We start from the raw sequence: 22,464 nt of genomic DNA, 5'->3' as shown, positions 1-22,464 counted from the left end.
CGTAAATCATCAGGAATTATCGTAATAAGCAAATCAATATTAATGCAATGCATTCGCAAGTTCCATTATTTTCTGCCTCCAATCCTTAGCCCTAACTATCGCACTCGCTACTAAAACGCCTGCGTACCAAGCTCTAGGGCCTTCTTAACATCTTCATAGCTCTCAATGCCTGCCCCCCCCGTAATCACGGGAATGCCTGGATTAACCCTCTTAACAAGCTCCACGGTCTTCACAATTACGTCAGGCTTCTCCCTACTCACGGCCTTACCCGTACCAATCAGTTCAGGCGGCTCGACAGCCACCGCCGTTGGCCCAAGAGCCGCGGCGGCTGCGCTTGTGTATGGGTCTGGCGCGCACACGAGGTTTCCAGACCGAGACCCTTCGCCCTACTAACGAGCCAGCCAAGGTCATTTAGGAGGAGCCTATTCTCGCTGTGGTTAAGGATTACCCCCCCCGACGCCCCCCCAGTCTCCTTAATGAACTCAAGCGGTACATGCCCTGTCTTGGCTCCAGGCTCGACTGGGTCAGCGCCCTGGGCATAGACGGGTATTCCCACGTTCTCAGCCACAAGCCTAAGCTCAGTGATTGGTGGGGCTATCGCAATTGATACGCCCAACTCCTTGGAAACCGCCTCGGCAACCTTGGCGAGTTCAAGAGATCTCTTACCGAGTACCTCAGTATACACCTTCATGTTTATAATTAGTATTGGCAGTTTCATACAATGGTTGGCAGTTATCAACTAGTTATTAAATTGTTAGGGTTTAATGGTAATAATGATTACACAATTAGGCCGTGAGCTAGTAAACATCTAAGACCATGCGTAAAGGAATTAAGAACGCGATAATTCGTACATGTGGTATGAATATTCGGTATAACATTGTGGTGATTCTTTAAAATACTTTCATTATCTTATTCATAATAAGGACCCATATCTCAGGTATTATTGATTAATTTAGAGGTCCTTCGGCAGCTTTCCTCAAAGACCATCATTAAGATCCAAACTGGCATTAAGCCAAGAGCAACAATTAATGCTATGGTTATTGTAGTATTGACCCATTGAGGCGTATGTATGTTAAATACTAGCGGTGTAAATGCTGCAAGCATTGATATTGATATGTAAAAGCCGGTAAAGCCGTAGAGCCTATTGACGACTCTGCAATTAATTCCATGTTTCCTCTTAATTATTGAACCAATGGCAAATGCTGTAAATATTAAGAAAATCTCGAGGGAGACTAAGGCTAGTCCATAGAAAATACCTATCGTTATTAGGCCAAGTAACCTCAGGGCAAAACCAATACCAATTGGCCCAAGTCCTATGGCAATGAGCACTAGGCCCCCGAGCCATTTTCTCATAACCTTAATTTAATAGTAAAATGCGCATCATTACTTAAGGCTTACCTCTGTCTTCTTTTCGCGTATGCATAGTGTGTATATTATTAAGTACATAATAATTAGCATAATGCCTATTCCCATGAATATTACTGAGTAAGTATATGTAGCAATAATGAGTATTGAGGAACTTAAGGCCAGCTTAAGGTATGGTAGCGCCATGAATAATACGATGCCGGTCACTATAAAGCCAATACCATACCTAATGAACCAATTGAACGCATTCTTAAGGGCGCACCATCTCATATTTCGTAATCTAAACAAAATACTTTAAGGTTTATCCCAGCAATGTCTCCTCGTATAGCCATATACATAGGCCCAGGTGAAGAAGCCTGCGCCGGTTAGTGCAATAAGTACTATGGCTATTGGTGAGTTTATCGTTATATGATATATTGATAAAATAATTGGGACCCCCCCAATAACCAGCAATGCCGCGGCGCCGGAAATACCATCAATTAATTTCTTAGCCATACCGCAATTAATGATTGATGCGTTTCCTCTAGCCGTAATGTACGTGCTTAATATGAGCACCAAGCCTATTAACAGTAATTCGATGGATAATGAAATAATCCCTCCATAAAATCCATCAGTTAATACATCAGTAGACTTGAGGAACGCCATTATCATAAGCAATACTGTACCAACAACTAGAAAGGCAACACCAAACCTAAGCTCCCTACTCAATACAAGAGACCTGGGGGGGTTCTTCATAACATAATGATTAATAATGACGGCAATTTAAGGCTTACTTGCACGATCAATGAGCGGTTCATCATTAACACGATAGCCATTACTAGGATAATATAGCATGAGGAGGCACATACACCTTTTTATTGCCGCCAAGACTGATATGAAGTGAGGAATACGGCACCAAGCACGGTAGAGCCAATGATCATGGCCTTAAAAATCCCCCCCACCACACAACCTATTCATGAAACCACTTAATTAGTATTCTTAACGGTAAATCCTTAAATACATAGGCTTCTTTATGCACGTGTAAAACAATACTTATAACCAGTTAACCTCGTAACCACCCTCACCAATCTCCTCCCTTATCCTGGCCAGTACATCCATTGTGCCGAGGTACGTCATGTCGGTCAGGTAAACCTCTATGTTGCTAAGTATTTCCCAGGTGCGTGCGTAGTGGAGTATTGTCTCGACCTCGACGAGGTCCTTTGGGAATATCTCAAACACGTCCATGCCCACGGTCAATGGGTTAAATGTTGGTAGTACTATTACGTTCATGGGCCCCCCCGTGGCGCCTATTTCGGTGTTATACATGTTCTTACCGAACACGGACTTATCGACACGTACCTTAACGATGACTGGCGCCCTCATCACGTAACCAGTCACGTCCTGTATGAGTATGGCTGGGTGGGTGTGCCCCCCCATTATTATTACGTCAGCATTCATGAAATCCTCAATCCTAGGCTTTGAATTTCCGTGAAGCAGTAGGAGGTTTTTGCCGTCCTTACTCCTTATTATGAAGCCTCTGGAGTCTATGAGGTATACATTGGGCTTCGCATCACTACTCAATATTAAGTCAAGATTCCCATCATGATTACCCTTAACCAGGACCACCTTATTGAATCTGCCGCTAATCCTATCTAGGAATTCCCTAACCTCCCTGGCGCTCTCGACTATGCTCGCTATCTCATGCTTAACATCACCGAGTATAGCCAGCGAGGTCGCCCCCCCGGTCCTCTCGGCGAAGTCCAGGACTAGCTGCGCGATCCTGGCTGATTGGCTAGGTATCCTAACACCCTTCTTACCAAGCTCAACCTCCAGGCCGACGTGAGTATCGGCAATAAGTAGCCACCTCTCACTATCCTCAGAATCCACGGTGATGCCTCGAAACTCCTCAACGGACACCGCATTAATGACTAGTAATTAATGCCTTAAAACCATTTTGCGTAACATCTACTAACTTAGAATCTCCCTAATTACGTATGACAAAGCCTCTTTAACACCAGCACCATACTGACCAGCACCATCATGAACCCACCTAATGACCCAGGGATCATAATGAACCACGCTAGGCTCCAAACCAACGAGCTTACCAACAGCGGCAACCCACTGCCTACCCAGGGACTCCCTAAACATATTAATCACGGGTCGACCAACATTAATCGAAAGTCTCCTAACAAAATGCACCAGATTCCTCAGGGCAACCACTGAGCCAAGGTCCTGAATACCTACTGGATAAACAATATCGCACTCGCTTAATGCCTCATTTAGCACGTTATCTAGCTTGGCTCAAATGATGGGAAATCAATAACCACATGATTAACCCCCCCAACCCTATCAATCAAATACTTAATCAAGGAGCCCAACCTCTCCCTAAAATCCCCATACTCATTAATAAGCGCTAAATCTCCATATCCCGAAGGCACTAGGTAAACAGGTCCGTGCTCTGTTGGAACTACGTGAATGGCCTCATTAACCTTAGACGCATTAATTACGTAGGTAGCCAGGGTATGCCTCGGTATATTACCAAGTAGGTTGAGGGACGTGCTTGGATTACCCATGGCTAAGTCAATAATGGCTAGCCTAATACCGAGCGCAGGCGCAGCCCTAGCCGTCAGTAGTGCCAGCGTGCTCTTACCAACACCACCCTTCTGGCCTGAGGCAATGCACTTAATACTCACGTCAATATAGTAACACCCCCCCAATTAATAAGGCACTAACGTTACTACGAACAAACATTTTTAACTCCGCATCAGCAATGTAAATCGTGGAAATACCAAAGCTGATAATCGACGAGGCAGAAAGAAAGGGAATAGACATAGTGGACCTAATAGCCAAGGCACTATCGCTTGACCCATCAACAACAGGCAAAGCTCACCTTGAGCTCGCGAGAAATTCCTAAATGAGGGTAGAGAACTTATTAGTAAGGACCCCCCCGTGCAGGCCAGCGAGAAGCTCTACAAAGCCGCCGAGGAGGCCATCAAGGCAATAGCCATAACCCTGGGCCTAGATGAGGCAAAGAAGGCCTCCGAGATTGGTAGGTGGACGGCACAACTATTATTTGATGCGGTGGATAATACTGCCGATAGGTTGGCAGGAGGGAGGTAAGGTGGTGGTGGAAGAGTGCATGGTTTTTGCATGTTGAGGGATTTCACGAAGCGAGGTTAAGGCCTGACCAGGTCAGGAGGGACTTACCTGACATCGAGGCTCTCGTGAACCTTGCAAGGAGTATTTTAGATGCTGACAAAATTAGATCTTAAACGCTACACGTTGGTATAATTAATATTATTTTTAGCGTAATAAATGCCTCTATCAGTGCCGCAATAATTAGTAATACTAATGATGGAAGTAAATACTTAACCAGTGAGTCCCTTAATGAAATTACATGTAAACCAAAGTATTTATAGCCTCCTACACCTGCTAATGCATATCCAGTTAATTCTAACAAGCCATGCGGCAAAATCCCCCCCAGAGCCGCGCAAATCGGCATTAATGGAGATAATAAAAGACCACTAATAAGGCCAGCAATAAACATAACTAAATATTGAATAAATTTATTAAAACCAAGCAGAAAAACTGCAATCGAAAATTGAGAATTCTTAATCAATATTATATCAAATAATGGCAGTCCAGGTTTAATAAATGACTCATTAATTTTATAATCAATCATCACCTCGTTAAATGAAAATAAAAACTCATGAAGAGTAAAGTAACCTACGAGAAGACCTGAGACAAAAATAAAAACATAATTTAACACTTCATATAATAAAGGCCTTCCCATACTAACCACTCATAATTGGCAGCACCCTCATATAATGAACCATTAATATTAGGATGTAATGAATAGCGAGTGAAATGACGAATAATACGGCAAACGAAAACACTAAGTAAATAAGTGACTTAGTACTAAATCCAGCATAATAGCTAATAATTAATAACATTATTGATAAAAATAACGCAATCAATAAATACTGATTAACGCCATAAAAGGCAAAGCCCATTACTGCTAAGTAAAGCCCAGCAGTAAGCGTGGAAATATTCAATAAACCCCTCTCAGTCAAAGTATTAGTAAGAAATAATCTAGCAATTGGCCTTAAAATCAAACCCAAAAGCATAGTCAATACCATAGAGCCTAACATGGATGCTACATACGTAAGTGATGCTAAATATTCAATTAAATCCATATTATTAATTAAAAGAATAGCATAGCTTACATACGCAATGGTTATTATAGAAGCCGTTAGGAGCGAAAGCAGTAATGGGAACTCCCAAACGGCATGCGGCGCAATAGCATCACCATATTTCAACACAAGGTCTCGCCTACCAGTATGGGTTGATCTACTACTCCATGGCGCCTTTTCTGTGGATGAAACGCCATATGTGGATTTCAATACAGTTAATATATAATTTAAGGCATCACTACCATATACCTTAAACATGGCCCTATCAGCATTAACCTCACAAGCCCTAAACAAAACTAAAGGCATCAACACCATAAAAGGAAGTATAAAATCCACAAAAAATGAAGAAGTAACACCTGATGTAAGTAATAAATATAAATACACAGGCACCGTAAACGCCAAACTTAATATTAGAGGTACGTGCTTACCACGCACATGCTGAACCTCATGAACCAAGATACCTCTACCAACCTCATTGACTTCATCACTCATAGACCTAATTATTACGAAGCCTTTATACACACCACCAAAAGCCATACCGCCATAATTAGGATAACCGAATAACCATACAGCCAGGTAATTACTACCGCGGGTAATGAAGGGCGCGTTTACACGACTAATAATGACGTAAGTAATTAATTCAGCGATAGCCGAAAGGGCAAAAATTAATAAGAAGGAAATACCATAGGAAATAACGAACAATACATACAACGATACTGGAAATAAAAATGCACCATTCACAACTTTAGCGATATTAGATAAATAAGGGGACATTATCATGATAATTATCACATAAAGTATAATCATCATACTTACGTAAGATAAGAACATAACGACGGCTATTTTTCCGGAGGGTCTACCCTTTTCTGTTAGGATAGTAAAATAACTATGCAATGATACGTATATTACGCCAATCCAAAATATTGGTAAGGCAATATATTGGAATAATGCGTAAATAATGCCTTTATTTCTGTAAATAATATTTAGAAAAAATGTTATATAAGCAAAAATAGAAATTATAATTAAGATAAGAATATCTCGTTTATTTGATTTTAAACCTCGACCTAACATTACCTATCACTTATAGCACGGGAATAAAACCTACTACACAATCTATTAATACGTCTGTGGTACTATGGGTACTAGCACTATATAAACATGACCCAGCCCAAAATCCGTATGCAATCCCGAAAGCTATTAATCCAACTCCTGTTTCTGCAGCTGCTGCAGCGGCTAATGGTATTACTATTGTTGGCATTAGTAATATTACTGCTAGTGCCAGACCTGCTATGGCCATGTCTCTTCTCATTTCGTTTCTCATGCTCTCACTATAATTAGTTTATTTTATCTAATATATATATATTACTGTTTCAATGATTGTAAAACATTATTTAATAATAGGTTATATTTATTAATATTTATTTATTTCTTTTTGCAATTTAAAAGAAAAATATTTAATCATTTTTCCAGAAAATCTTTAACTTATTCATAATATTTACAAAATATCTTTGATAATTACTTCCAACAGTTGATTCTCGGATTTTCGACATGTCCTTAAGCATAAATTAATAATTTATGACTTAGCGTGATTTAGTAGGTTAAGTTGTGGTGATAAGCAATGGGTTATGTTAGCAATTATAGGGTTAGGATTAGGGGGGGTAAGTACGCGACTGCAATTAGTAAGTTGGTGCTTGATCTTGGTTATACCATTGTGCAGGCCTCTGACGTGATAATCAGTAGGTTTGGTATTAATGTTGATAATTCTGCGCCTGACGTTACGATTAAGGACTCCGGGAGAGTTCCTGGGGGGGCGTTAACGGTAATGGGCAAGTGCGGTGTGGTTAATGATGTTGTTAATAACCTGCTTAGGGTTGTTGAGGAGGAGGCGTTGGTCTGGAGGTCGGTGGTTCCTCTTCATAGGGTAGTCATGGGCGTCGTCAATGTTGTTAATAGTAATTATTTCGTTGATGTTGGTAATGGCGTTAGGGCCGTACTTAAGGCGCTAGGTGGCGCGTATAATGAGGGTGATGTGATCCCCCCCGTCATTATAAGTAGGACTAGGGTTTACCCAAGTGATGAGTTGGTTGCTGTACCTGGCGTTAGGGTTGATACTGAGTACGTCTCCATAGTGCCGGGCAGTGGTACTGTATTATTTAGTAGGCATATTAAGGATTATGAGGCTAGGCAAGCACTGCTTAAGGTTGGTCTTAAGTACGTTGGTAGGTTGAGTGGTTATAGCATTAAGTGGAGGAGTAGTGCTCAATTCCTGGATGAGGATGAGGCCATTAAGGAAATTGAGAGAGCGTTAAATACGCTTAATGAGGTTGAGTCGGCTAGTAAGTCATCGGCTCCTTACACGGTGCTCCAGGATGGTGAGTGCATTGTTGAGGTTATGCTTAATGGCAGGGCTAAGCTCCTTCTTGATAATGTCAGGAATAACGTCATGCCAACAATAATTGGTCATCACACGTATAAGACCTTAAGGAGGAATACCGCGTTGTTAGACCTAGTTGAGGCATTACTTGGTCGTTGTAACGATAGGGCTGGGTTTAGTGCTGAGTTCATGAGGCAGTTAATGGGTAGGAGGTATAGGGTCGGCATTATCCATATAAGGCCTAGTGGTGAAGTACTTAGGCTGGGTACTGCCGATGTGATTAAGCTCGAACCTGACGATATAGTACTCCTACGTAGATTAAGGGTGGTGGTTATCTCGATGGTCTTGGTCTTCCTAAGGAGGAGGGTGATTTGGCAATCACCTGTACATCATTGGGTAGTGAGTACTTAACCCATGTGTATGTTGATGGCTCCTGGAGACCTAAGGGTATATACATTAACGTTAATACGCCCGTTGAGTTCACAGGCGCCAACATACTTTATATCGACTTGGCAGTAGATGTAGTTAAGAGGTGGGGCTCCAATGAGGCTAATGTAATTGATTATGATGAATATAAAACATATATCAGCATGGGCGTCGTAACAAGCAAGTTACGTGATAGGGTTGAGCAATTAATAAATAATTTAATTATCAACGCGCATAAACTTGGCGAGAATTGTCTATCTAAGGCTGAGGAATATTACCGTTGATTAGGAACCACTGAATACCTGCATTATCCTCACTATCTCGAAACCCGTGGTGTCACTACCAACTAAACCGCCATTGTCATTAACGACTAATCCACCCCTGAGGAAGCTCCTACCCCTATTGACCGTGCCAACATTAACCGGTAAGCCAAAGTACTCCTTCACCTTCTTTACATCCTCATCCTTAGCCTCGGGACTTAGTAAGACGCCTTTATCATTAGCCACCGCGATCGAGCCCACGAGGTAAGTGCCGCAAACCTCATCAACTATGACTTCAGTACAATGTATCCCTTATCAACCCTATGTATTCCTTCTCAATTATTGGCGACACAATCGTCTTCTTATTATTCGTAAGTACTAGGTTGGCGATGGCCGTGTATCTCGTGCGTATTATTGACACGTTAAGGCCGTTCTTTTTCAATTCGTTTATCTCATCCTCCGTGACTATGCTCGGCACCAATACGCCATTGTCATTACCAACCATGAAAATCCCTATTAATGGTGATTTTGCAAGCGATGCCTTAATCACGTTCGTGCTGAGGGTATCCCTTATTGAATTAACGACCTTGTCAGGGACGTCCATTGGCACTATCGTCAGGGCATTATTTGTGAATACATAAACACCTATTGTTGATGTCCCATAAATACTTAATGGCGCCACCTCAAACCTACGCCTACTCATTTCCCTCGACCCAAACAACTTAGCAACTATTTAAATAATTATCATGGGTTGTATGGTACGGCCCCCCCATCCCAGGAAGCCCAGATATGCGTATTCCCACTATGAGTAACGCTATTAATAATGCAACGGCTATATGATTAATCCTGCTCATCCTGATATCCCTATAATACGTTCCCCCCCTCCTATAAGCTAAACGCCCTTATGTCAGCGAGCTTCTTCTCCTTAACATTGCTTAGTAATGTATATAGTACCATGAACATTATTACCAATACCTGCTAAATCGTTACTGCGGCGCCTGTGGTAACTATTATTGGGAGCAATATCTTCGTCCTGGGTACATCTTATGGGTTAAGCGGGAAGGCTTATATTAACCTCATTGACGTACCTGAGCATCAATGACTTGAGGCTTTCCTCATCAGCACCTGGAATTCTTATGTGGCTCCAGGGCAATTCACCGTTAAGCGACTTCCATGAATATACGTACTTATTAAGTAAGTCCTCATACTTCCTAAGCAGTCTTCTCCAGGAGCCCCCTATCGAGCCCTGTTAATGAAGCCTCAAATATTAAGTTACCAACATCCCTATCGCCGAGCGATAGTAGTGCCTGAACCTTTGCATCAAGTATGTTGTATGTCGAGAACTCCATGTACGTCTGTGCGTTTCTTAATTCCTTAACCCTGGCATTGATTATGTCGTCATTAGCCATTGGTAGCCATTGTAATGGTGTATGTGGCTTGGGTATCCATGGATTAACAGAGAGTGAGTGCTTAATGCCCAGTCTCTTAAGCCTTGATAGCAGGTTAATTACTGACTTCACATCGTCATCACCCTCACCCGGCAATCCCACCATGAAGTACAGCTTTAGGTGATCAATACCCACGCTAACCGCGTCCATCGCCACCCTAACAATGTCGTCATCCGAAAAACCCTTACCCAATGCCCTCCTCAGTCTCTCACTTGACTCTGGAGCTATCGTGAGAACTCTTTGACCGCCCCTTGCAATTAACCTAATGATATCCCTGTCTAATGAGTCAACACGTAAAGAGGGAACAGAAACATTAAGGCCTAGCTCATCCACTAAAAAACTCATTAACTCCTTAAAACCTGGGTGATCAGTTACGGAAAGACCTATCAAGGATACCCATTAACCAGCCCTTCACCCTTACCTAAATCCCTAAGGACAAGTCCCTTAATGGAATTAATGTCCGCAAACCTAACAGGCCTTCCAACAAAGCCCTCCATACAGAATAAGCAACCTCTAGGGCAACCCCTCATAACCTCAAGAATGGCTGGGTTACTAAATATGGACCTGACATTACTGAGACTTAGTTCAATTGCTGTATCATGGATGAGCTTTATTGAGTATGACAAGTCCCTTACAAATGCCTTGGTTACGTCATGCTTACCAAGTGATGGTACGTAAAATCCCGTTAGGTTTGCGTATTCCTCAACATTCTTACCATAATCCGGGTAATAATTAATGAGAGCTGGGATTAGCATTTCAGCATCACCGATAAGCACAATGTCGGCAAAGGGCGCCATGGGCTCTGGATTAGCCATTAGTGTTGGTCCACCCATTACAATTAATGGATCATCCACGGTCCTTTGGGGGCTGTACGGATTTATCCCACTAATCCCCCCCATCATCTTCAGTATCCGTGGATAATCAAGTTCGTAATGCACAGAGAATATTACTATGTCGAAATCCCTAAGTGACTTGGTTGTGGATTTACCGTCATCACTCATGAATACGAAGTCTGAATACACATTGGAGTGCTCATTCAGTAGTTTCCTGATTATGTGTATTGATAGTGATTGGAGGGCAACCCTGGAATTCGATGGGTATGCAATGGCTACCCTAATCATTCCCTTCCTGTAGGACTTACGGTAAGCGCTCATTGTGTTATGAAATTCCCTGGTATGGTTGTGATGGGCTAATCCTAACCCTAAGTATCACAAGCGGTTGATTAGAATCCCTTATTTCCATTATCTTCCTTAACAACCTTAGGCGTACACTCGTGACATTCGTCGATATTAGCTTCAATGCGCCGTCCTTCCCATACTCACTAATGAGCTCGCCAAGCGTAGTCCTTAATATGAAGTCTGAAACTACGTCAAGGCTGCAAACCTCATTCTGCCTTATTAACTCCACAATAATCTCCCTACGTAACCTATCAATTAGGTTCTTGGGTATGCTCTTAAGAATTTCATCAGCCTCAGTCTGAAGATTAGCGTTATTATCATTACTCATCTGCTCACTCTCATTAAAGACAAGCTTAACCCTCTGCCTCCACTTAATAACCCACCAATTAAACCACTCATCAACAATCCTCGCCACCTGCTCCTCATTTCTCAAAATTCTCTTACATAATTCATATGATGCATCCTCATTACTTAGGTTAATCAATCCAAACTTATGTAATAGGTAATATCTTAAATCCTGATAGGCATAGCTTGTTAGGAAATCCTGCTCATTGGAATCTAAATCCCAGGATAGGGAATCTATCCGTTGTTGAATCATGGAAACTAACTTACGCTCACCAAAGCCCTCCCTACAAGCTATGTCAATGTCTAAATATGCCACAAAACTCCCGTATGCATATTATTTTATTTATTATTTAAACATTTGGTCCATGTTATGTTTAAATACGACTAAATAATTTATTTATATCCATAAAATCATGAAGAATTTTTGAAATAGCAAACGAACTAGATAACGAGCTATACCACCTACTTACTAAGTAATTAATTACGTATGAAACATCATCAACACTCAAGAACCATGCTGGTTCCCTATCGCCATAACCCACATTCAGCAGTAACAATCCGTAGGGCGGCGCAGGCGGTATTGGCCTTCTAATCCTCATCTCTATTAAGTCCCGTAATTCATCAATAGTCAATACATTAGAACCAACCATTCTAAGTGCATTGACAATCTTCCTAATCATCTTATTCCTAAACCCACGACCAACAACGGTAAAAACCAAGTAATCACCAAGCCTCTCAACGTTAACGCTATTTATCATTACCGTGGTCGGCACACCCCCCCTCTCCCTAACCTGGAAATTAGTTAGGTCATGAATACCCACAAATAATTCCGCAGCCCTCCTCATTAAATCAACATCCTCATAGAGCCAGGGCATTACATAGACATAAGTCCTAGACACCGCAGCCCTTGCACGAAAATCATCACTAACCTCAGCCCAGGCCCATATCCTAACTCCACTCGGCAACCTAGAATTTAACATACCAGGCATTAACCTAATACCGTCGCCATACTTTACTGAGATTACGTTACCGATGGCACTAACCCCTGGGTCAGTCCTTGAGGCCTTACTTAACTTAAAGTCCTCAATGAAGTGCCTAATGGCCCTCCTCAGGTAGTACTCAATGGAGTTAGTACTGCCAGTAAATCCGCTAAACAACAATCCATCATAAAACACCTTAAAGGCCATTGTCGGCATTGAATATACGTAATTACTACCAGTAGGTATTAAAAATAGTGCTAATTATAAAGTTATTAGGTACCTTTAGGAGAATTAACGACAACTATCCTAATAATTACCATAATCTAACTGCATAGGTCTCAACTCCCTAATAATGGCGAAATTTTCAAGGCTTACTCGCAAGCACCGTATCAAAACTTTAGCTTAAAGGTCCTTTTCTCATTATCGTATAACCTTACTGAACCAAGGTACTCATGAAATACTTATATGATTATTATGCACCTTCCATGACTCACTGAATCAATTATTTAATTAATTATTGCCAGCGCTGATTCGAAGACCATAACTCAAGAAAATCTAATACCCTCAAGATACCTAATTTCTTCATCAGTTAATCTCCAACCTGCAACGCCAAGGTTTTCTCTAACGTGGTTGGGGTTCGAGGCTCTAGGTATTGGGAATACATGCTCATGCTTACTAATTATCCAATTAAGCACTATTTGGGCCACGGTCTTTTGACCATGGTTTCTACCTATCATTTCCAGGGCATCCCTTGGAAACCTACTAATGAGCTTTCCATGACCAAGTGGGTAATACGCTATCACAGCCATACCATTCTTCTTCGCGTATGGTATTATGTCATTCTCGATCCTCCTATCCATTAGGCTATAGGGCATTTGAATGGAAACAATCTCGTACTTCTTCAGTGCATTCTGAGCTTCAATAATTTGATCAAGACTGAAGTTGCTAAGTCCTATGAACCTTATTAATCCATTATCGACTAGGTACTCCATGGCCCTCATGGTCTCCGTAATTGGAACCCTCCTGTTCGGGAAGTGTACTTGGTATAAGTCTATGTACTTAACACCAAGCCTCTCAAGGCTTCTTTTCGCAGCCTTAATGACGTCGTCGTATTTAAGATGCGTCGGCCAGACCTTAGTGGCTATGAACAATTCCTCCCTATTGAAATCCTTGATAGCCTCGCCGACCAGTGGTTCTGAGCCATAAATCTCTGCCGTATCTATGAAGTTAATGCCACCCTCTAGACCAACCCTTAATGCCCTAAGCTTTCTCTCGTAGCCGGGTCTTATACCGAGTCTTGATAGTATTATCCAGCCTGGGTCGTAGTACGTGCCCATGCCTATTATGGATACCTTAACACCGGTCTTACTAAATACCCTATACTCCACGGATGCCAACATGTAACCAGACCCTATTAACCTTATTTCTTAGTGTGAATGTAATCAGGTACCCCCCAGGATCGATCACCATTCACATGGCATGTCACTCATCACTTTAGCGAAGAACCTAATCAAGGCCTTAAAATACTTAACTTGGGCATTGCTTCGTTGGGTTTATAAGCAGGTTGCATTAGCTTAGCAACGTGAGTGTCAGTAGTAGGGACTTGGTTGCTAAGAAGATGGCTCAGTTAATTAGGGCTGGGGGGGCGACGCTGACTAGCTACACGTGCCCGGTCTGCGGTACTCCGCTGCTTAGACTCAAGACTGGCGAGTATTACTGCGCTAACTGTGATAGGCCTGTTGTGATTGTTAGGTCTGATGCTGAGGAGAAGGAGGTCATGATTAAGTACGGTCTCATGGACATTAGGGACACGCTCTATGAGAGGTTGGTGATGATCAATAACGAGCTTAAGGAGACTAAGGATATCGATAGGATAAATGAACTCGTTAAGTCCATGGTTCTTATCCTGGAGGCTTATGATAAGGTAACGCAGATAATAAACCAGGGATCACCAGGAACCAGCCCTAAGGCTGAGAAGAAATAGGGAACCTAAGTAGTGCGGCAATACCACCAATACTCCTCAACTTTTCACCACCCTCGGTGCTTGACGGTATTATTACGAGGTTCGCCCTGGTCCTAAGCACCATGCCCATTAAATCCTTCATTTCACCACCCCCCCTCTCCTTATATGTCTCATCAAGGACTATCATAGTCTCAACGGCACCAAACTCAAGCGCCTTCCTAACCTCGTCAATACCCACTGCAACTAATCCATTATTCATACCTAATCTACTGAATACTTCATCCACATACTCCTGCCCGAGGCTTATGTTCAACTTCTTAAGAACATCAACACCAACCCTCTCAAACTCATAAATACCCGCTAAACCACCCTCACCCTGCTCATGGTAAATAATTGATATGCCGAGTTTGTTCAGTTCATCGTTAATAACGTCCCTGGCAATTGAAAGCGTCATGTGATTACCAACAACCACAATATGCGTCGGCCTCCTAACCTGCACCCACTGCTTAACCTGAGTAAGCGCATTCCTAAGTGACCTCCTAAACCTATCAAGTGAATCCTCACCCTCCTTACCACCGCCCTGTATTGGTATCGTCCCAAGCAACTCCCTACCAAACCTACGAATATGAGCAACAGCGACCTCCTCCATAGAAACCGAAACCAACAGCACACTTATTGAAGCTCCACTGAACATATCCAGAACCTTGCCAATGAACTCCCTATCAATCCCATTAGGCTTAACTAACCTATACTCAAGCCCATAGGACAACTCCATCGTGTGGTGACTACCCCCGGGCACCCTCAAACCACTCAGGAACCTCAATAAGCACGCCCCCCCTAACCCTAAGCGTACCCCCCCTGAAGGCATGGTACTCTAAGCCCTCAACCCCTAAGACCAACGTAAATCCTAACCCTCTCACCCCCCCTGGAACCCTCCCTACCCCCCCTAAACTCCCTAACAGTCCAGCCATAAAGAATATCGCCAGGATCAATCAATAGGTAAATTACGTATAGGTCATCCTCGTTCTCAACCACGAAGTCGACCCAATCCTTACTAAGATTAATCTTCACGAGAGAACCAACGAACCCAGGCAATTAAAAACCCTAACTATTCACTGGAACCCTTTCCCTGACCCTCCCTCGCCTTCTTCTCTCCAAGTTTCCTAAGCGTTATACCGTGCATTGCCGCCGCATACCATAACAACTTCCAAACATCAGGTCCTTTATCACCATACTCCATGACGAACTTCCTAGCCAACTGCAGTAATTCATCGGCCTCCTCAAGCGTTAACTCATCCTTATCAATGAGCTCAAGCAACCTCCTCTTCTCAGTCTCTGTAAGTGGATTGGTAGCCATTGTAATCATACTGCGCAGCGTAGCCTTAACGAAACTCACATCCTTACTATCAAGAACACCCCTAAAACCGAGAAACTCTGTGATGAACTCATTCTGGCCAGAAATAACATTGATGAGCCTATTAAATCTTCCATCCATGTAATTCCTAAACTCATTAAGTTTTGAGTCAACATAACCCTTCAGCTCATTAATCCTTAAATCAACATAACCCTTGAGTTCACCAAACCTGGTGTCCACGTAACCCTTTAAATCTCTCTCGATTACGTCAAACCTCTTATCTATTTCATTAAAGCGTTCATCTATCTTTTCGAACCTCTTATCTATTTCCTCGAACCTTCTGTCGATTTGTTTGAACCTTTCATCTATCTGCTGGAACCTCATGTCAATCTCCCTAAACTTACCACCAAGCCAATAAAGCGTCGTACCCAAAATCGTAACAATAGTAACTATAGGCCCAACAATACCCAAAATTAACGATAAATCCATCATTTATTAATGGTCGTGATTAGTTAATATTCCTTGCGCAAATCATGCTTTAATTCATTAGTGGGTTCGTGTTGGGAAGTATTTAATAAATAGGATGTATATCCTATCATGATGAATAACGAAAAACGGAATAGGGCGCATGCGTTAATTTTCACGGTATTTTCCATAAGCACCACGATTGAGGCTTACATATACTCCATAGCCTACATAGCCTCCAACTGGGTCTCAGTACCGAGGACCCTAATTGCCCTACTATCCATCTGGCCACCTCTATGGCTACTAATTGGCGGCGCTATAATGGGGCCCATATCGGACGCCATTGGTAGGAGAAGGAGCCTTTACTTATCGTTGATTATGTACGTAGTAGGTTCCCTGAGTCTAATACTTAGTATTAACTATGCATTCTTGCTATTTTCCATAGCCATATTAATGCTCGCCGTCGGTGGTGAGTATAATACAGTTATGATTTCATCCCATGAATACTTCCCAAGCAGTGTTAGGAGTCGTGCTGTCTACTTAATACTTAACTTCACGAACCTCGGCGGCGCTTTGGCCGCGGCCTTGGCTCTGGCCAACATAACGTCAGTAATGCTTCAAAAACTCACGCTTGGATTGACCATACTCATAATAATCCCAGTGCTTTACCTACTTAGGTCATTAATTCCCGAATCGCCATACTGGCTCAGCTAGGAGGTCAATTCCTGAGGATCAGGGACTTAATTTAGAGGAAGGTAATCGAACATCCATAAGGTTACCACCATTACCAGTTAGGGTAGTGATTGGGGGCTTAATTGGCTGGTCGTATACCGCCGGTTTCACGTTAATGGTATTAACCTTCGGGCCCTACTACTTCCCCCCCAACCTCACCAATTGGCTTATCTTTGCCTTCTCGGCAGCATCCTTCATCTCTGGAATACCAGTAAGTATGTTCACTGACAGGACCAGCAGGAAATTACTGTTACTCATCTCATCGTTAGGATCCCTAGTTACCTCAGTACTTATACTATCACTAATTAACTGTCTCGTGAATGACCAATACATCTTCTGGGTGCTCTTCATATTATTCTCAATACTCGTAAATACGTACTTCCTAACTGAAGATACACTAAAATCTGAGTATTGGGTTACGAGGCGCAGGGGGGGTTCCTACACTGCGGCTGTTAGGGTTATGTCGTTGGGTGGTTCAATACCAGTGATATTCCTGTCGTCTTACCTGCCAGTGAGTTTGTATCTAGCATTGGCGGTTACGATATTCGGTATTGGTTTCGCAGCTTCCCTCGTCTGGTACTTGATCGGTGTTGAGACTGGTAAGGGAATTAGCATTAACGCGTGGGAGTATGAGAAGTAATGAGGATAAATTTGACCTGGTAATAATCTCTGACTGTGTCTTGGATATTTATTATAGGATTAGGGAATTACCAATTAGGGCTGGTGATGTTTCGGTATCCGATATAATCGCGTTATCACCAGGTGGTGCATGCACCACAGCCTTAATAGCCCGTAAACTGGGCCTTAAGGTCGCCGTAATTGATAGGGTTGGCGACGACCCATTCTCTGACGTGCTCATTAAGTACCTTAATGACACCGGTGTGCATACAGGGTTTATGAAGAGGGTGCGTGGCTTCGTAACAGTATCTAACAACATAATCGGCGTAAACGGCCACGCCTTCATGGGTTATCTAGGCGTTGGTAGGGAGTTAGTGATTAATGATATTGATGAAGGAATCATTAGGAATTCAAGGGCTATATTCATTAATGGTTTTTACGCATCGTTTATGAGGAATATCATTAACACATTTACTGAGGTAATTAAAATTGCCCGTGAATATTCAATCCCAATCTTCCTCGATACGGGACCATCCATTAACAATAGGGACCTCATAATTAACCTGGTTAGGTCCGTGGATACTGTTCTCATGAATGAGGAGGAGATGAAGAGGTTATTTAGCAATATGAATGGGTTGAGAAATGCTATATACGGCACTAACGTCATTGCCGTAGTAAAGCTAGGCAGTAATGGCGCTGCCCTAGTGAATAATGTCGAGATTCAACAATGCCAGCCCTATAACGTGAGTAATATTGTGACGACGATAGGCGCTGGCGACGCATTTAATGCGGCTTACACGGTGGGCATCATGTACGGCTTAAGTCCTGCCGATTCCTGCGATTTAGGCAATAGGATTGCCGCATTAAGAATTCAATACTTAACGCCATTAGAATTACCCGATCTCAAGGATCAATTAATTGGTAGGTCTCACTTCGTTAATAATTGGTAAAAAGTTGGTATTAATTAAGTCATTTTATATCAGTAATAATTCATATTTGTTTCTAAACTTAGTAACAACCTTTTTAAAGACGCAGCAATTAATGCGGACTTCGTGAGGGTAATACTCCATACAGCCAGGGGCCATATGAGTATAAAACGCCAAGTGGCGAATCGGTTTAGATTTACATGTGCGGCTTGAGCGATGTGTACCCGATATGCGGTGGTAAGCATAAGCTCGTGCGTGATGAGGAGGATAATAAGGTGTATACCTATGACCAAAATGGCAATAGACTTGGTGTTATAAACCTGGAGGGTATTGAGAGGTTAAGGAGGGTTTAAGAGGGCGTTTTTCATTTTTCTTTAAATTTTAAAATACTAACACTTGATACCCATTGTTTATGTAGTACGCGACCCTATCACCGGCGGGATGCAGCTTAATACCTATCTTGGTTAAGTGCTGATCTATTCCCTTATTCCTCGCGTAATTAATGCATGCACTATCAATTGCACCTGCCTTAGCAATTTCTCGAAATTATCCCTGGCAGGACCCTCAAGCCTCAATAGCCTTTCCTGGGCAGGGCCCCAGAATATGACTTTGAAGTCCTCATACCTATTTGTGCCGACAGTGTTTGCAGCCATTGTTAATGCCAAATCCATCTTAACGTCATCACTCATTATTAGGAAGACTACCTTTGCCATCATGTCCCAACGCTCTGCCTAGTTTATGTAAATTTCGCGCCTGTCAATAGTTCATTAACTATTTCATGAATTCTTGTTAGGCGCGATTGGTTTAAAAAGCGTTAGGGTAGCCCTAACGCTGATGATACAGGGAGAAAGGAGTAAGGATAGGGTGACAATACTTGGATTAACATCGATTGGCCACTTCATTAATGATGGAAACATGTGGCTAATACCTGGAATAATACTTCCAGTACTGAATCAAATGGGTGTTAATTACGCAATAATAGGCCTACTATCCGCACTCTACGCAGCTATATCGGCAATAGCGAGTCCCCTAGTACCGCTTAGTATTAAGTGGCTTGGCGGTCACATGAGGGCCATGGCACTCGGCATGTTCCTGTGGGCATTCGCCATAGGGCTCACCTCAATAGGCTTCCTAGTACATAACCTTTACCTCGTGTACGTAGGCGTTGTTTTGGCAGGCGTAGGCGCCGCCTATTATCATCCAATAGGTAGTGCATTGCTGTCAGCGACCTATGGTGGAACGGCTGGCTCAGCCCTTGGAATAAACGGTGCATTTGGAAGTCTGGGTAGGGCATTATATCCACTCATTGCCTCAATCGTCGTGTTTGCGGGCACCGTGAGCGCCGTCTTTAATCTATGGATATTAGCCTCATAACCTTCATCGTGGGTATTGCGGTGCTATTGTACGGTATTTACAAATTTGATGTCAAGGCATATAGGAGGGGCGGTAATAAGGACGATCCGCCAAATACATCAGCAACACTAAGAACCTCTATAATACTAATAATGCTATTATTCATAATAACATTGCTTAGAAACACCGCCGGTCAGGGCATACAGACGTTCCTAGGCATATACATAAATAAGGTACTAGGTATAAAGCTCAGTATAAGCTATGGAGAAATCCTTTCAATATTACTCGCCTCGGCCATAATAGGCCAACCAATATTAGGCTGGCTGAGTGATAAGGTTGGTAGGAGGTTTATGGCTTCGTTCTCCACATTCGCATTCGCAATACTGTTCATAGCCTTCATATATACTGGCAACCTAATCTTCGCGTTCTTCGCCATGCTCTTCGTGCTTAGTAACTTCCCATTGATAATGGCTGTACTTGGGGACTTATTCCCGAGGGAACAGGTTAGTTGGGCGACGTCTATTGTCTGGAATGGCGCGGTTACAGGCGGTAATGTCCTTGGCTCATTAATAACGGGCCTAATTGCGCAATACTACGTACCGGTTTACGGTGAGGTTGGTGCACTAGAACACGCCCTGCTAATAGTGCTTGTACTGGCATTTATATCAGGTGCTTTATGGGTTGCTGTACCCAAGCCACCAAAGCGTACCAAAGTACCTCTATTTGGGTGAATGACACTTAAAATGCCCTAGTAATCAATGGGTCACTTGGCTTATAGATGTCACCATCCTTAACCAGAAATGATGAATCCACTAGGTTTTGTAGTAACTCCGTTACCTTCTTATCATCGATGCGATAGCCCTCCCTAGCCTCCAGCATTCTCTTAACATCACTCCACCTACATCCATTCTTGCATAGACCATTATTGCGTAGTAACGCTCCCTAGCCTCCTCCCTACCCCCCCTCAGGAAGTTTTCAAATTCCTGCCTAACAAGTTGTACCGCATACTCCAGTGTCCTCTTTATCGCCTCCTCATGATCGCCAAATTGCAGATAATTAAAGCCGTAGTACGTTAACCAACCAGGTATACCACCCAACTCATCATATACACCTTCAAGTAAGTTATTACTTACGGAAATACCAACCTCCCTAAACCCGGCCTTAAGGAACTCAATAGATTGCTCTTTCGTAAATGGATTTACGCGAACCTCAAACATTGCTCTCCCAAACAATGGCGAGCTTGGATCCTTAAGCCTTAAAAATCTGTAAACCATGCCGATTTGAGACCCAGTAAATATGAAGCTCAATTTAAGATTATCGTATGCATAGGCAAGCGGATACAATATATTAAACCCCCCCTTCAGCTTCCTAAGCTCCTGGGACTCATCAAACACGATTATAACCCTACGGCCTTCACGCTCACTAATGCTGGACAACCTATCAAATAAATCAGCAAGCTCAACTCTATCCTTACTCCAACTTAATCTAATCTCAAACCCAGACCCCGAAATATTCACCCCACGAATTCCACGCAGTAATTCCCTCAGGAATTTCGGCCAAGTATTTAATGCCCTCTCAAATTCGTTCAATAGATGTTTATAGGTTATGTATGCATAGCCCTCATACTTCCTCAGGTCAAGGTATATCCATATTACGTCTTTCTCCTCACTCATAAGCACCTTAACTAATGACGACTTACCACTCCTCCTTATACCAAGCAATAAAGTGACCGGATAACCAAGACCAGTCCTGAGCTTGTTCAATTCATCATCTCTATCAAACAAATCCTCCTTCTTTCCTTAGGCTTCGGATCAAAGAGCACCGGCTACCTACAGTAACTGTAGGTAGCCAGTTATAAAATTTACACTTTAATGCATATAAGGATGCTTTGTTAAGTTAAATATTGCATATGCCCAACTTCAGATTTCCCAATGGAGTCACTGTGGAGTTAACTAAGGGCGATATAACAGAAATTGAGGCTGACGCCATTGTTAATGCCGCTAATTCCTATCTCGAACACGGCGGTGGTGTTGCCGGAGCCATCGTTAGGAGGGGTGGTTGGGTTATTCAGGAGGAGTCCAGGGAGTGGGTTAGGAAGCATGGTCCTGTCCCGGTTGGTGGTGTTGCCGTTACCAGCGCAGGTAAATTAAAGCTAAATACGTGATTCACGCCGTTGGACCCAGATGCGGTGTTGAACCTATTGAGAAGCTTGATGATGCGGTCACGAACTCACTTAGGAAGGCTGAGGAATTGAGACTAGTTAGTATAGCCTTCCCTGCAATTAGTACTGGTATATTTGGGTGTCCATATGAGGATGCGGCGAGGATAATGGCGCGGGCAATTAGGAGAGAGGCATCGGGCCTTAGGAGTGTGAGGAGGATAATTATTTGCCTTTATGGTGATGATGCATTCAATGTATTCGATAGAGTATTTAGTGACGAGTTAAGGGAGTATAAGGTGGGTTGAGTTGTCATCAGTAAGGGGGGGTGATGTCATCAATTTGTC

General features: G+C 42.7%; 27 protein-coding genes and 5 pseudogenes. 10 read left to right on the top strand and 22 right to left on the bottom strand.

The window, feature by feature from the left end; all coding sequences use genetic code 11:
- Positions 1-39: 39 nt before the first annotated feature.
- The 7 genes and pseudogenes from tpiA to JCM11216_RS15230 form a co-directional block, all read right to left on the bottom strand.
- A pseudogene (tpiA, locus tag JCM11216_RS02095) lies at positions 40-718 on the bottom strand (triose-phosphate isomerase).
- A 215-nt stretch (positions 719-933) separates the two neighbouring features.
- Positions 934-1,329 carry a hypothetical protein gene (locus JCM11216_RS02090; protein WP_243674861.1) on the bottom strand — a complete coding sequence of 132 codons (396 nt, stop codon included), beginning with the start codon at positions 1,327-1,329 and terminating at the stop codon, positions 934-936.
- Between the two features lie 54 nt (positions 1,330-1,383).
- Entirely contained in the window at positions 1,384-1,635 is a 252-nt protein-coding gene (locus tag JCM11216_RS02085) for a hypothetical protein (protein ID WP_054853157.1), read from the bottom strand.
- A gap of 24 nt (positions 1,636-1,659) precedes the next feature.
- A complete protein-coding gene (locus tag JCM11216_RS02080; RefSeq protein ID WP_054853156.1) occupies positions 1,660-2,100 on the bottom strand; it encodes a hypothetical protein in 441 nt (146 codons plus the stop codon).
- A 297-nt stretch (positions 2,101-2,397) separates the two neighbouring features.
- Positions 2,398-3,261 (bottom strand): metallophosphoesterase family protein, encoded by an 864-nt coding sequence (locus JCM11216_RS02075; RefSeq protein WP_054853155.1) that lies wholly within the window; start codon positions 3,259-3,261, stop codon positions 2,398-2,400.
- 51 nt (positions 3,262-3,312) lie between these two features.
- Positions 3,313-3,630 carry a hypothetical protein gene (locus JCM11216_RS15235; RefSeq protein WP_243674860.1) on the bottom strand — a complete coding sequence of 106 codons (318 nt, stop codon included), beginning with the start codon at positions 3,628-3,630 and terminating at the stop codon, positions 3,313-3,315.
- 5 nt (positions 3,631-3,635) lie between these two features.
- Entirely contained in the window at positions 3,636-4,037 is a 402-nt protein-coding gene (locus JCM11216_RS15230) for an AAA family ATPase (RefSeq protein WP_243674859.1), read from the bottom strand.
- An 86-nt stretch (positions 4,038-4,123) separates the two neighbouring features.
- On the opposite strand from JCM11216_RS15230, the pseudogene JCM11216_RS02065 reads away from it, so the two are divergent.
- Positions 4,124-4,616 (top strand): annotated as a pseudogene (locus JCM11216_RS02065) (PaREP1 family protein).
- Here JCM11216_RS02065 and JCM11216_RS02060 read toward each other — a convergent pair.
- The 3 genes from JCM11216_RS02060 to JCM11216_RS15225 are packed head-to-tail and all read right to left on the bottom strand — an operon-like array spanning position 4,613 to position 6,858.
- Complete coding sequence (locus JCM11216_RS02060; protein ID WP_243675009.1) at positions 4,613-5,137, bottom strand: stage II sporulation protein M; 525 nt, start codon at positions 5,135-5,137, stop codon at positions 4,613-4,615. The pseudogene JCM11216_RS02065 and the gene JCM11216_RS02060 overlap by 4 nt on opposite strands.
- Position 5,138: 1 nt before the next feature.
- Complete coding sequence (locus JCM11216_RS02055; protein ID WP_243674858.1) at positions 5,139-6,608, bottom strand: hypothetical protein; 1,470 nt, start codon at positions 6,606-6,608, stop codon at positions 5,139-5,141.
- Between the two features lie 10 nt (positions 6,609-6,618).
- Entirely contained in the window at positions 6,619-6,858 is a 240-nt protein-coding gene (locus tag JCM11216_RS15225) for a hypothetical protein (protein WP_243674857.1), read from the bottom strand.
- A 297-nt stretch (positions 6,859-7,155) separates the two neighbouring features.
- Between JCM11216_RS15225 and JCM11216_RS02045 the strand changes: the two genes are divergently transcribed.
- Positions 7,156-8,322, top strand: coding sequence for an RNA-binding protein (locus JCM11216_RS02045; RefSeq protein ID WP_243674856.1), 1,167 nt, complete (start codon positions 7,156-7,158; stop codon positions 8,320-8,322).
- Positions 8,283-8,621 carry a DUF402 domain-containing protein gene (locus JCM11216_RS15220; protein WP_243674855.1) on the top strand — a complete coding sequence of 113 codons (339 nt, stop codon included), beginning with the start codon at positions 8,283-8,285 and terminating at the stop codon, positions 8,619-8,621. The genes JCM11216_RS02045 and JCM11216_RS15220 overlap by 40 nt, the downstream gene beginning before the upstream one ends.
- On the opposite strand, the pseudogene JCM11216_RS02040 reads toward JCM11216_RS15220, so the two are convergent.
- The 6 genes and pseudogenes from JCM11216_RS02040 to JCM11216_RS02020 all read right to left on the bottom strand — a co-directional run bounded on the left by JCM11216_RS02040 (position 8,622) and on the right by JCM11216_RS02020 (position 13,936).
- Positions 8,622-9,300 (bottom strand): annotated as a pseudogene (locus JCM11216_RS02040) (translation initiation factor IF-6).
- A gap of 508 nt (positions 9,301-9,808) precedes the next feature.
- Positions 9,809-10,390, bottom strand: coding sequence for a radical SAM protein (locus JCM11216_RS15215; RefSeq protein WP_243674854.1), 582 nt, complete (start codon positions 10,388-10,390; stop codon positions 9,809-9,811).
- Positions 10,391-10,431: 41 nt separating this feature from the next.
- A complete protein-coding gene (locus JCM11216_RS15210) occupies positions 10,432-11,199 on the bottom strand; it encodes a hypothetical protein (RefSeq protein WP_243674853.1) in 768 nt (255 codons plus the stop codon).
- A gap of 4 nt (positions 11,200-11,203) precedes the next feature.
- Entirely contained in the window at positions 11,204-11,884 is a 681-nt protein-coding gene (locus JCM11216_RS02030; protein ID WP_054853151.1) for a hypothetical protein, read from the bottom strand.
- Between the two features lie 58 nt (positions 11,885-11,942).
- The gene (locus JCM11216_RS02025) at positions 11,943-12,764 is read right to left on the bottom strand and encodes a pseudouridine synthase (protein ID WP_054853150.1); all 822 of its coding nucleotides are present in this window, start codon (positions 12,762-12,764) and stop codon (positions 11,943-11,945) included.
- 329 nt (positions 12,765-13,093) lie between these two features.
- On the bottom strand, positions 13,094-13,936 hold the full coding sequence (locus tag JCM11216_RS02020) for an aldo/keto reductase (RefSeq protein WP_054853278.1): 843 nt from the start codon (positions 13,934-13,936) through the stop codon (positions 13,094-13,096).
- A 194-nt stretch (positions 13,937-14,130) separates the two neighbouring features.
- On the opposite strand from JCM11216_RS02020, the gene JCM11216_RS02015 reads away from it, so the two are divergent.
- A complete protein-coding gene (locus JCM11216_RS02015; RefSeq protein ID WP_054853149.1) occupies positions 14,131-14,532 on the top strand; it encodes an Sjogren's syndrome/scleroderma autoantigen 1 family protein in 402 nt (133 codons plus the stop codon).
- On the opposite strand, the gene JCM11216_RS02010 is transcribed toward JCM11216_RS02015, so the two are convergent.
- From JCM11216_RS02010 to JCM11216_RS02005, 3 genes are all read right to left on the bottom strand, one after another.
- Positions 14,513-15,310, bottom strand: coding sequence for a single-stranded DNA-binding protein (locus tag JCM11216_RS02010; protein WP_243675008.1), 798 nt, complete (start codon positions 15,308-15,310; stop codon positions 14,513-14,515). The genes JCM11216_RS02015 and JCM11216_RS02010 overlap by 20 nt on opposite strands.
- 83 nt (positions 15,311-15,393) lie before the next feature.
- Positions 15,394-15,582: a hypothetical protein gene (locus JCM11216_RS15205; RefSeq protein WP_243674852.1), complete on the bottom strand. Its 189-nt coding sequence runs from the start codon at positions 15,580-15,582 to the stop codon at positions 15,394-15,396.
- 37 nt (positions 15,583-15,619) lie between these two features.
- The gene (locus JCM11216_RS02005; protein ID WP_243674851.1) at positions 15,620-16,357 is read right to left on the bottom strand and encodes a hypothetical protein; all 738 of its coding nucleotides are present in this window, start codon (positions 16,355-16,357) and stop codon (positions 15,620-15,622) included.
- A gap of 105 nt (positions 16,358-16,462) precedes the next feature.
- On the opposite strand from JCM11216_RS02005, the gene JCM11216_RS15200 reads away from it, so the two are divergent.
- The 4 genes from JCM11216_RS15200 to JCM11216_RS01990 all read left to right on the top strand — a co-directional run bounded on the left by JCM11216_RS15200 (position 16,463) and on the right by JCM11216_RS01990 (position 18,959).
- Positions 16,463-17,044: an MFS transporter gene (locus JCM11216_RS15200; protein WP_243674850.1), complete on the top strand. Its 582-nt coding sequence runs from the start codon at positions 16,463-16,465 to the stop codon at positions 17,042-17,044.
- 85 nt (positions 17,045-17,129) lie between these two features.
- A complete protein-coding gene (locus JCM11216_RS15195) occupies positions 17,130-17,702 on the top strand; it encodes a hypothetical protein (protein WP_243674849.1) in 573 nt (190 codons plus the stop codon).
- The gene (locus JCM11216_RS01995) at positions 17,692-18,630 is read left to right on the top strand and encodes a carbohydrate kinase family protein (protein WP_054853148.1); all 939 of its coding nucleotides are present in this window, start codon (positions 17,692-17,694) and stop codon (positions 18,628-18,630) included. Before JCM11216_RS15195 ends, JCM11216_RS01995 begins: the two co-directional genes overlap by 11 nt.
- Positions 18,631-18,806: 176 nt before the next feature.
- A complete protein-coding gene (locus JCM11216_RS01990) occupies positions 18,807-18,959 on the top strand; it encodes a hypothetical protein (RefSeq protein ID WP_054853147.1) in 153 nt (50 codons plus the stop codon).
- 123 nt (positions 18,960-19,082) lie between these two features.
- On the opposite strand, the gene JCM11216_RS01985 is transcribed toward JCM11216_RS01990, so the two are convergent.
- Entirely contained in the window at positions 19,083-19,322 is a 240-nt protein-coding gene (locus JCM11216_RS01985) for a hypothetical protein (RefSeq protein WP_243674848.1), read from the bottom strand.
- A gap of 199 nt (positions 19,323-19,521) precedes the next feature.
- On the opposite strand from JCM11216_RS01985, the pseudogene JCM11216_RS01980 reads away from it, so the two are divergent.
- Positions 19,522-20,690: pseudogene (locus tag JCM11216_RS01980) on the top strand (MFS transporter).
- A 7-nt stretch (positions 20,691-20,697) separates the two neighbouring features.
- Here the strand turns inward: JCM11216_RS01980 and JCM11216_RS15190 are convergent.
- Entirely contained in the window at positions 20,698-20,838 is a 141-nt protein-coding gene (locus JCM11216_RS15190; RefSeq protein WP_243670993.1) for a hypothetical protein, read from the bottom strand.
- On the bottom strand, positions 20,793-21,743 hold the full coding sequence (locus JCM11216_RS01975) for an ATP-binding protein (protein WP_243674847.1): 951 nt from the start codon (positions 21,741-21,743) through the stop codon (positions 20,793-20,795). The genes JCM11216_RS15190 and JCM11216_RS01975 overlap by 46 nt, the downstream gene beginning before the upstream one ends.
- A gap of 125 nt (positions 21,744-21,868) precedes the next feature.
- Between JCM11216_RS01975 and JCM11216_RS01970 the strand changes: the two are divergent.
- Positions 21,869-22,425 (top strand): annotated as a pseudogene (locus JCM11216_RS01970) (ADP-ribose-binding protein).
- Positions 22,426-22,464 lie beyond the last annotated feature (39 nt).

This window comes from Vulcanisaeta distributa JCM 11216, from assembly GCF_001315985.1.
Taxonomy (GTDB): Archaea; Thermoproteota; Thermoprotei; order Thermoproteales; family Thermocladiaceae; genus Vulcanisaeta; species Vulcanisaeta distributa_E.
Note: the sequence above shows the minus strand (reverse complement) of the source record. Positions and strands in the feature narration are given on the sequence as shown.

What these genes read in the sequence shown, in the direction of transcription:
- JCM11216_RS01995 (WP_054853148.1), top strand. Translation starts at nt 17,692, where the DNA reads ATGAGAAGTAATGAGGATAAATTTGACCTGGTAATAATCTCTGACTGT.
- JCM11216_RS02060 (WP_243675009.1), bottom strand. Translation starts at nt 5,137, where the DNA reads ATGGGAAGGCCTTTATTATATGAAGTGTTAAATTATGTTTTTATTTTT.
- JCM11216_RS02080 (WP_054853156.1), bottom strand. Translation starts at nt 2,100, where the DNA reads ATGAAGAACCCCCCCAGGTCTCTTGTATTGAGTAGGGAGCTTAGGTTT.
- JCM11216_RS15210 (WP_243674853.1), bottom strand. Translation starts at nt 11,199, where the DNA reads ATGAGCGCTTACCGTAAGTCCTACAGGAAGGGAATGATTAGGGTAGCC.
- JCM11216_RS15225 (WP_243674857.1), bottom strand. Translation starts at nt 6,858, where the DNA reads ATGAGAAACGAAATGAGAAGAGACATGGCCATAGCAGGTCTGGCACTA.
- JCM11216_RS02085 (WP_054853157.1), bottom strand. Translation starts at nt 1,635, where the DNA reads ATGAGATGGTGCGCCCTTAAGAATGCGTTCAATTGGTTCATTAGGTAT.
- JCM11216_RS02045 (WP_243674856.1), top strand. Translation starts at nt 7,156, where the DNA reads ATGGGTTATGTTAGCAATTATAGGGTTAGGATTAGGGGGGGTAAGTAC.
- JCM11216_RS01985 (WP_243674848.1), bottom strand. Translation starts at nt 19,322, where the DNA reads ATGATGGCAAAGGTAGTCTTCCTAATAATGAGTGATGACGTTAAGATG.
- JCM11216_RS02055 (WP_243674858.1), bottom strand. Translation starts at nt 6,608, where the DNA reads ATGTTAGGTCGAGGTTTAAAATCAAATAAACGAGATATTCTTATCTTA.
- JCM11216_RS01990 (WP_054853147.1), top strand. Translation starts at nt 18,807, where the DNA reads ATGTGCGGCTTGAGCGATGTGTACCCGATATGCGGTGGTAAGCATAAG.
- JCM11216_RS15190 (WP_243670993.1), bottom strand. Translation starts at nt 20,838, where the DNA reads ATGCTGGAGGCTAGGGAGGGCTATCGCATCGATGATAAGAAGGTAACG.
- JCM11216_RS15215 (WP_243674854.1), bottom strand. Translation starts at nt 10,390, where the DNA reads ATGAGTTTTTTAGTGGATGAGCTAGGCCTTAATGTTTCTGTTCCCTCT.
- JCM11216_RS15200 (WP_243674850.1), top strand. Translation starts at nt 16,463, where the DNA reads ATGATGAATAACGAAAAACGGAATAGGGCGCATGCGTTAATTTTCACG.
- JCM11216_RS02025 (WP_054853150.1), bottom strand. Translation starts at nt 12,764, where the DNA reads ATGCCGACAATGGCCTTTAAGGTGTTTTATGATGGATTGTTGTTTAGC.
- JCM11216_RS02005 (WP_243674851.1), bottom strand. Translation starts at nt 16,357, where the DNA reads ATGATGGATTTATCGTTAATTTTGGGTATTGTTGGGCCTATAGTTACT.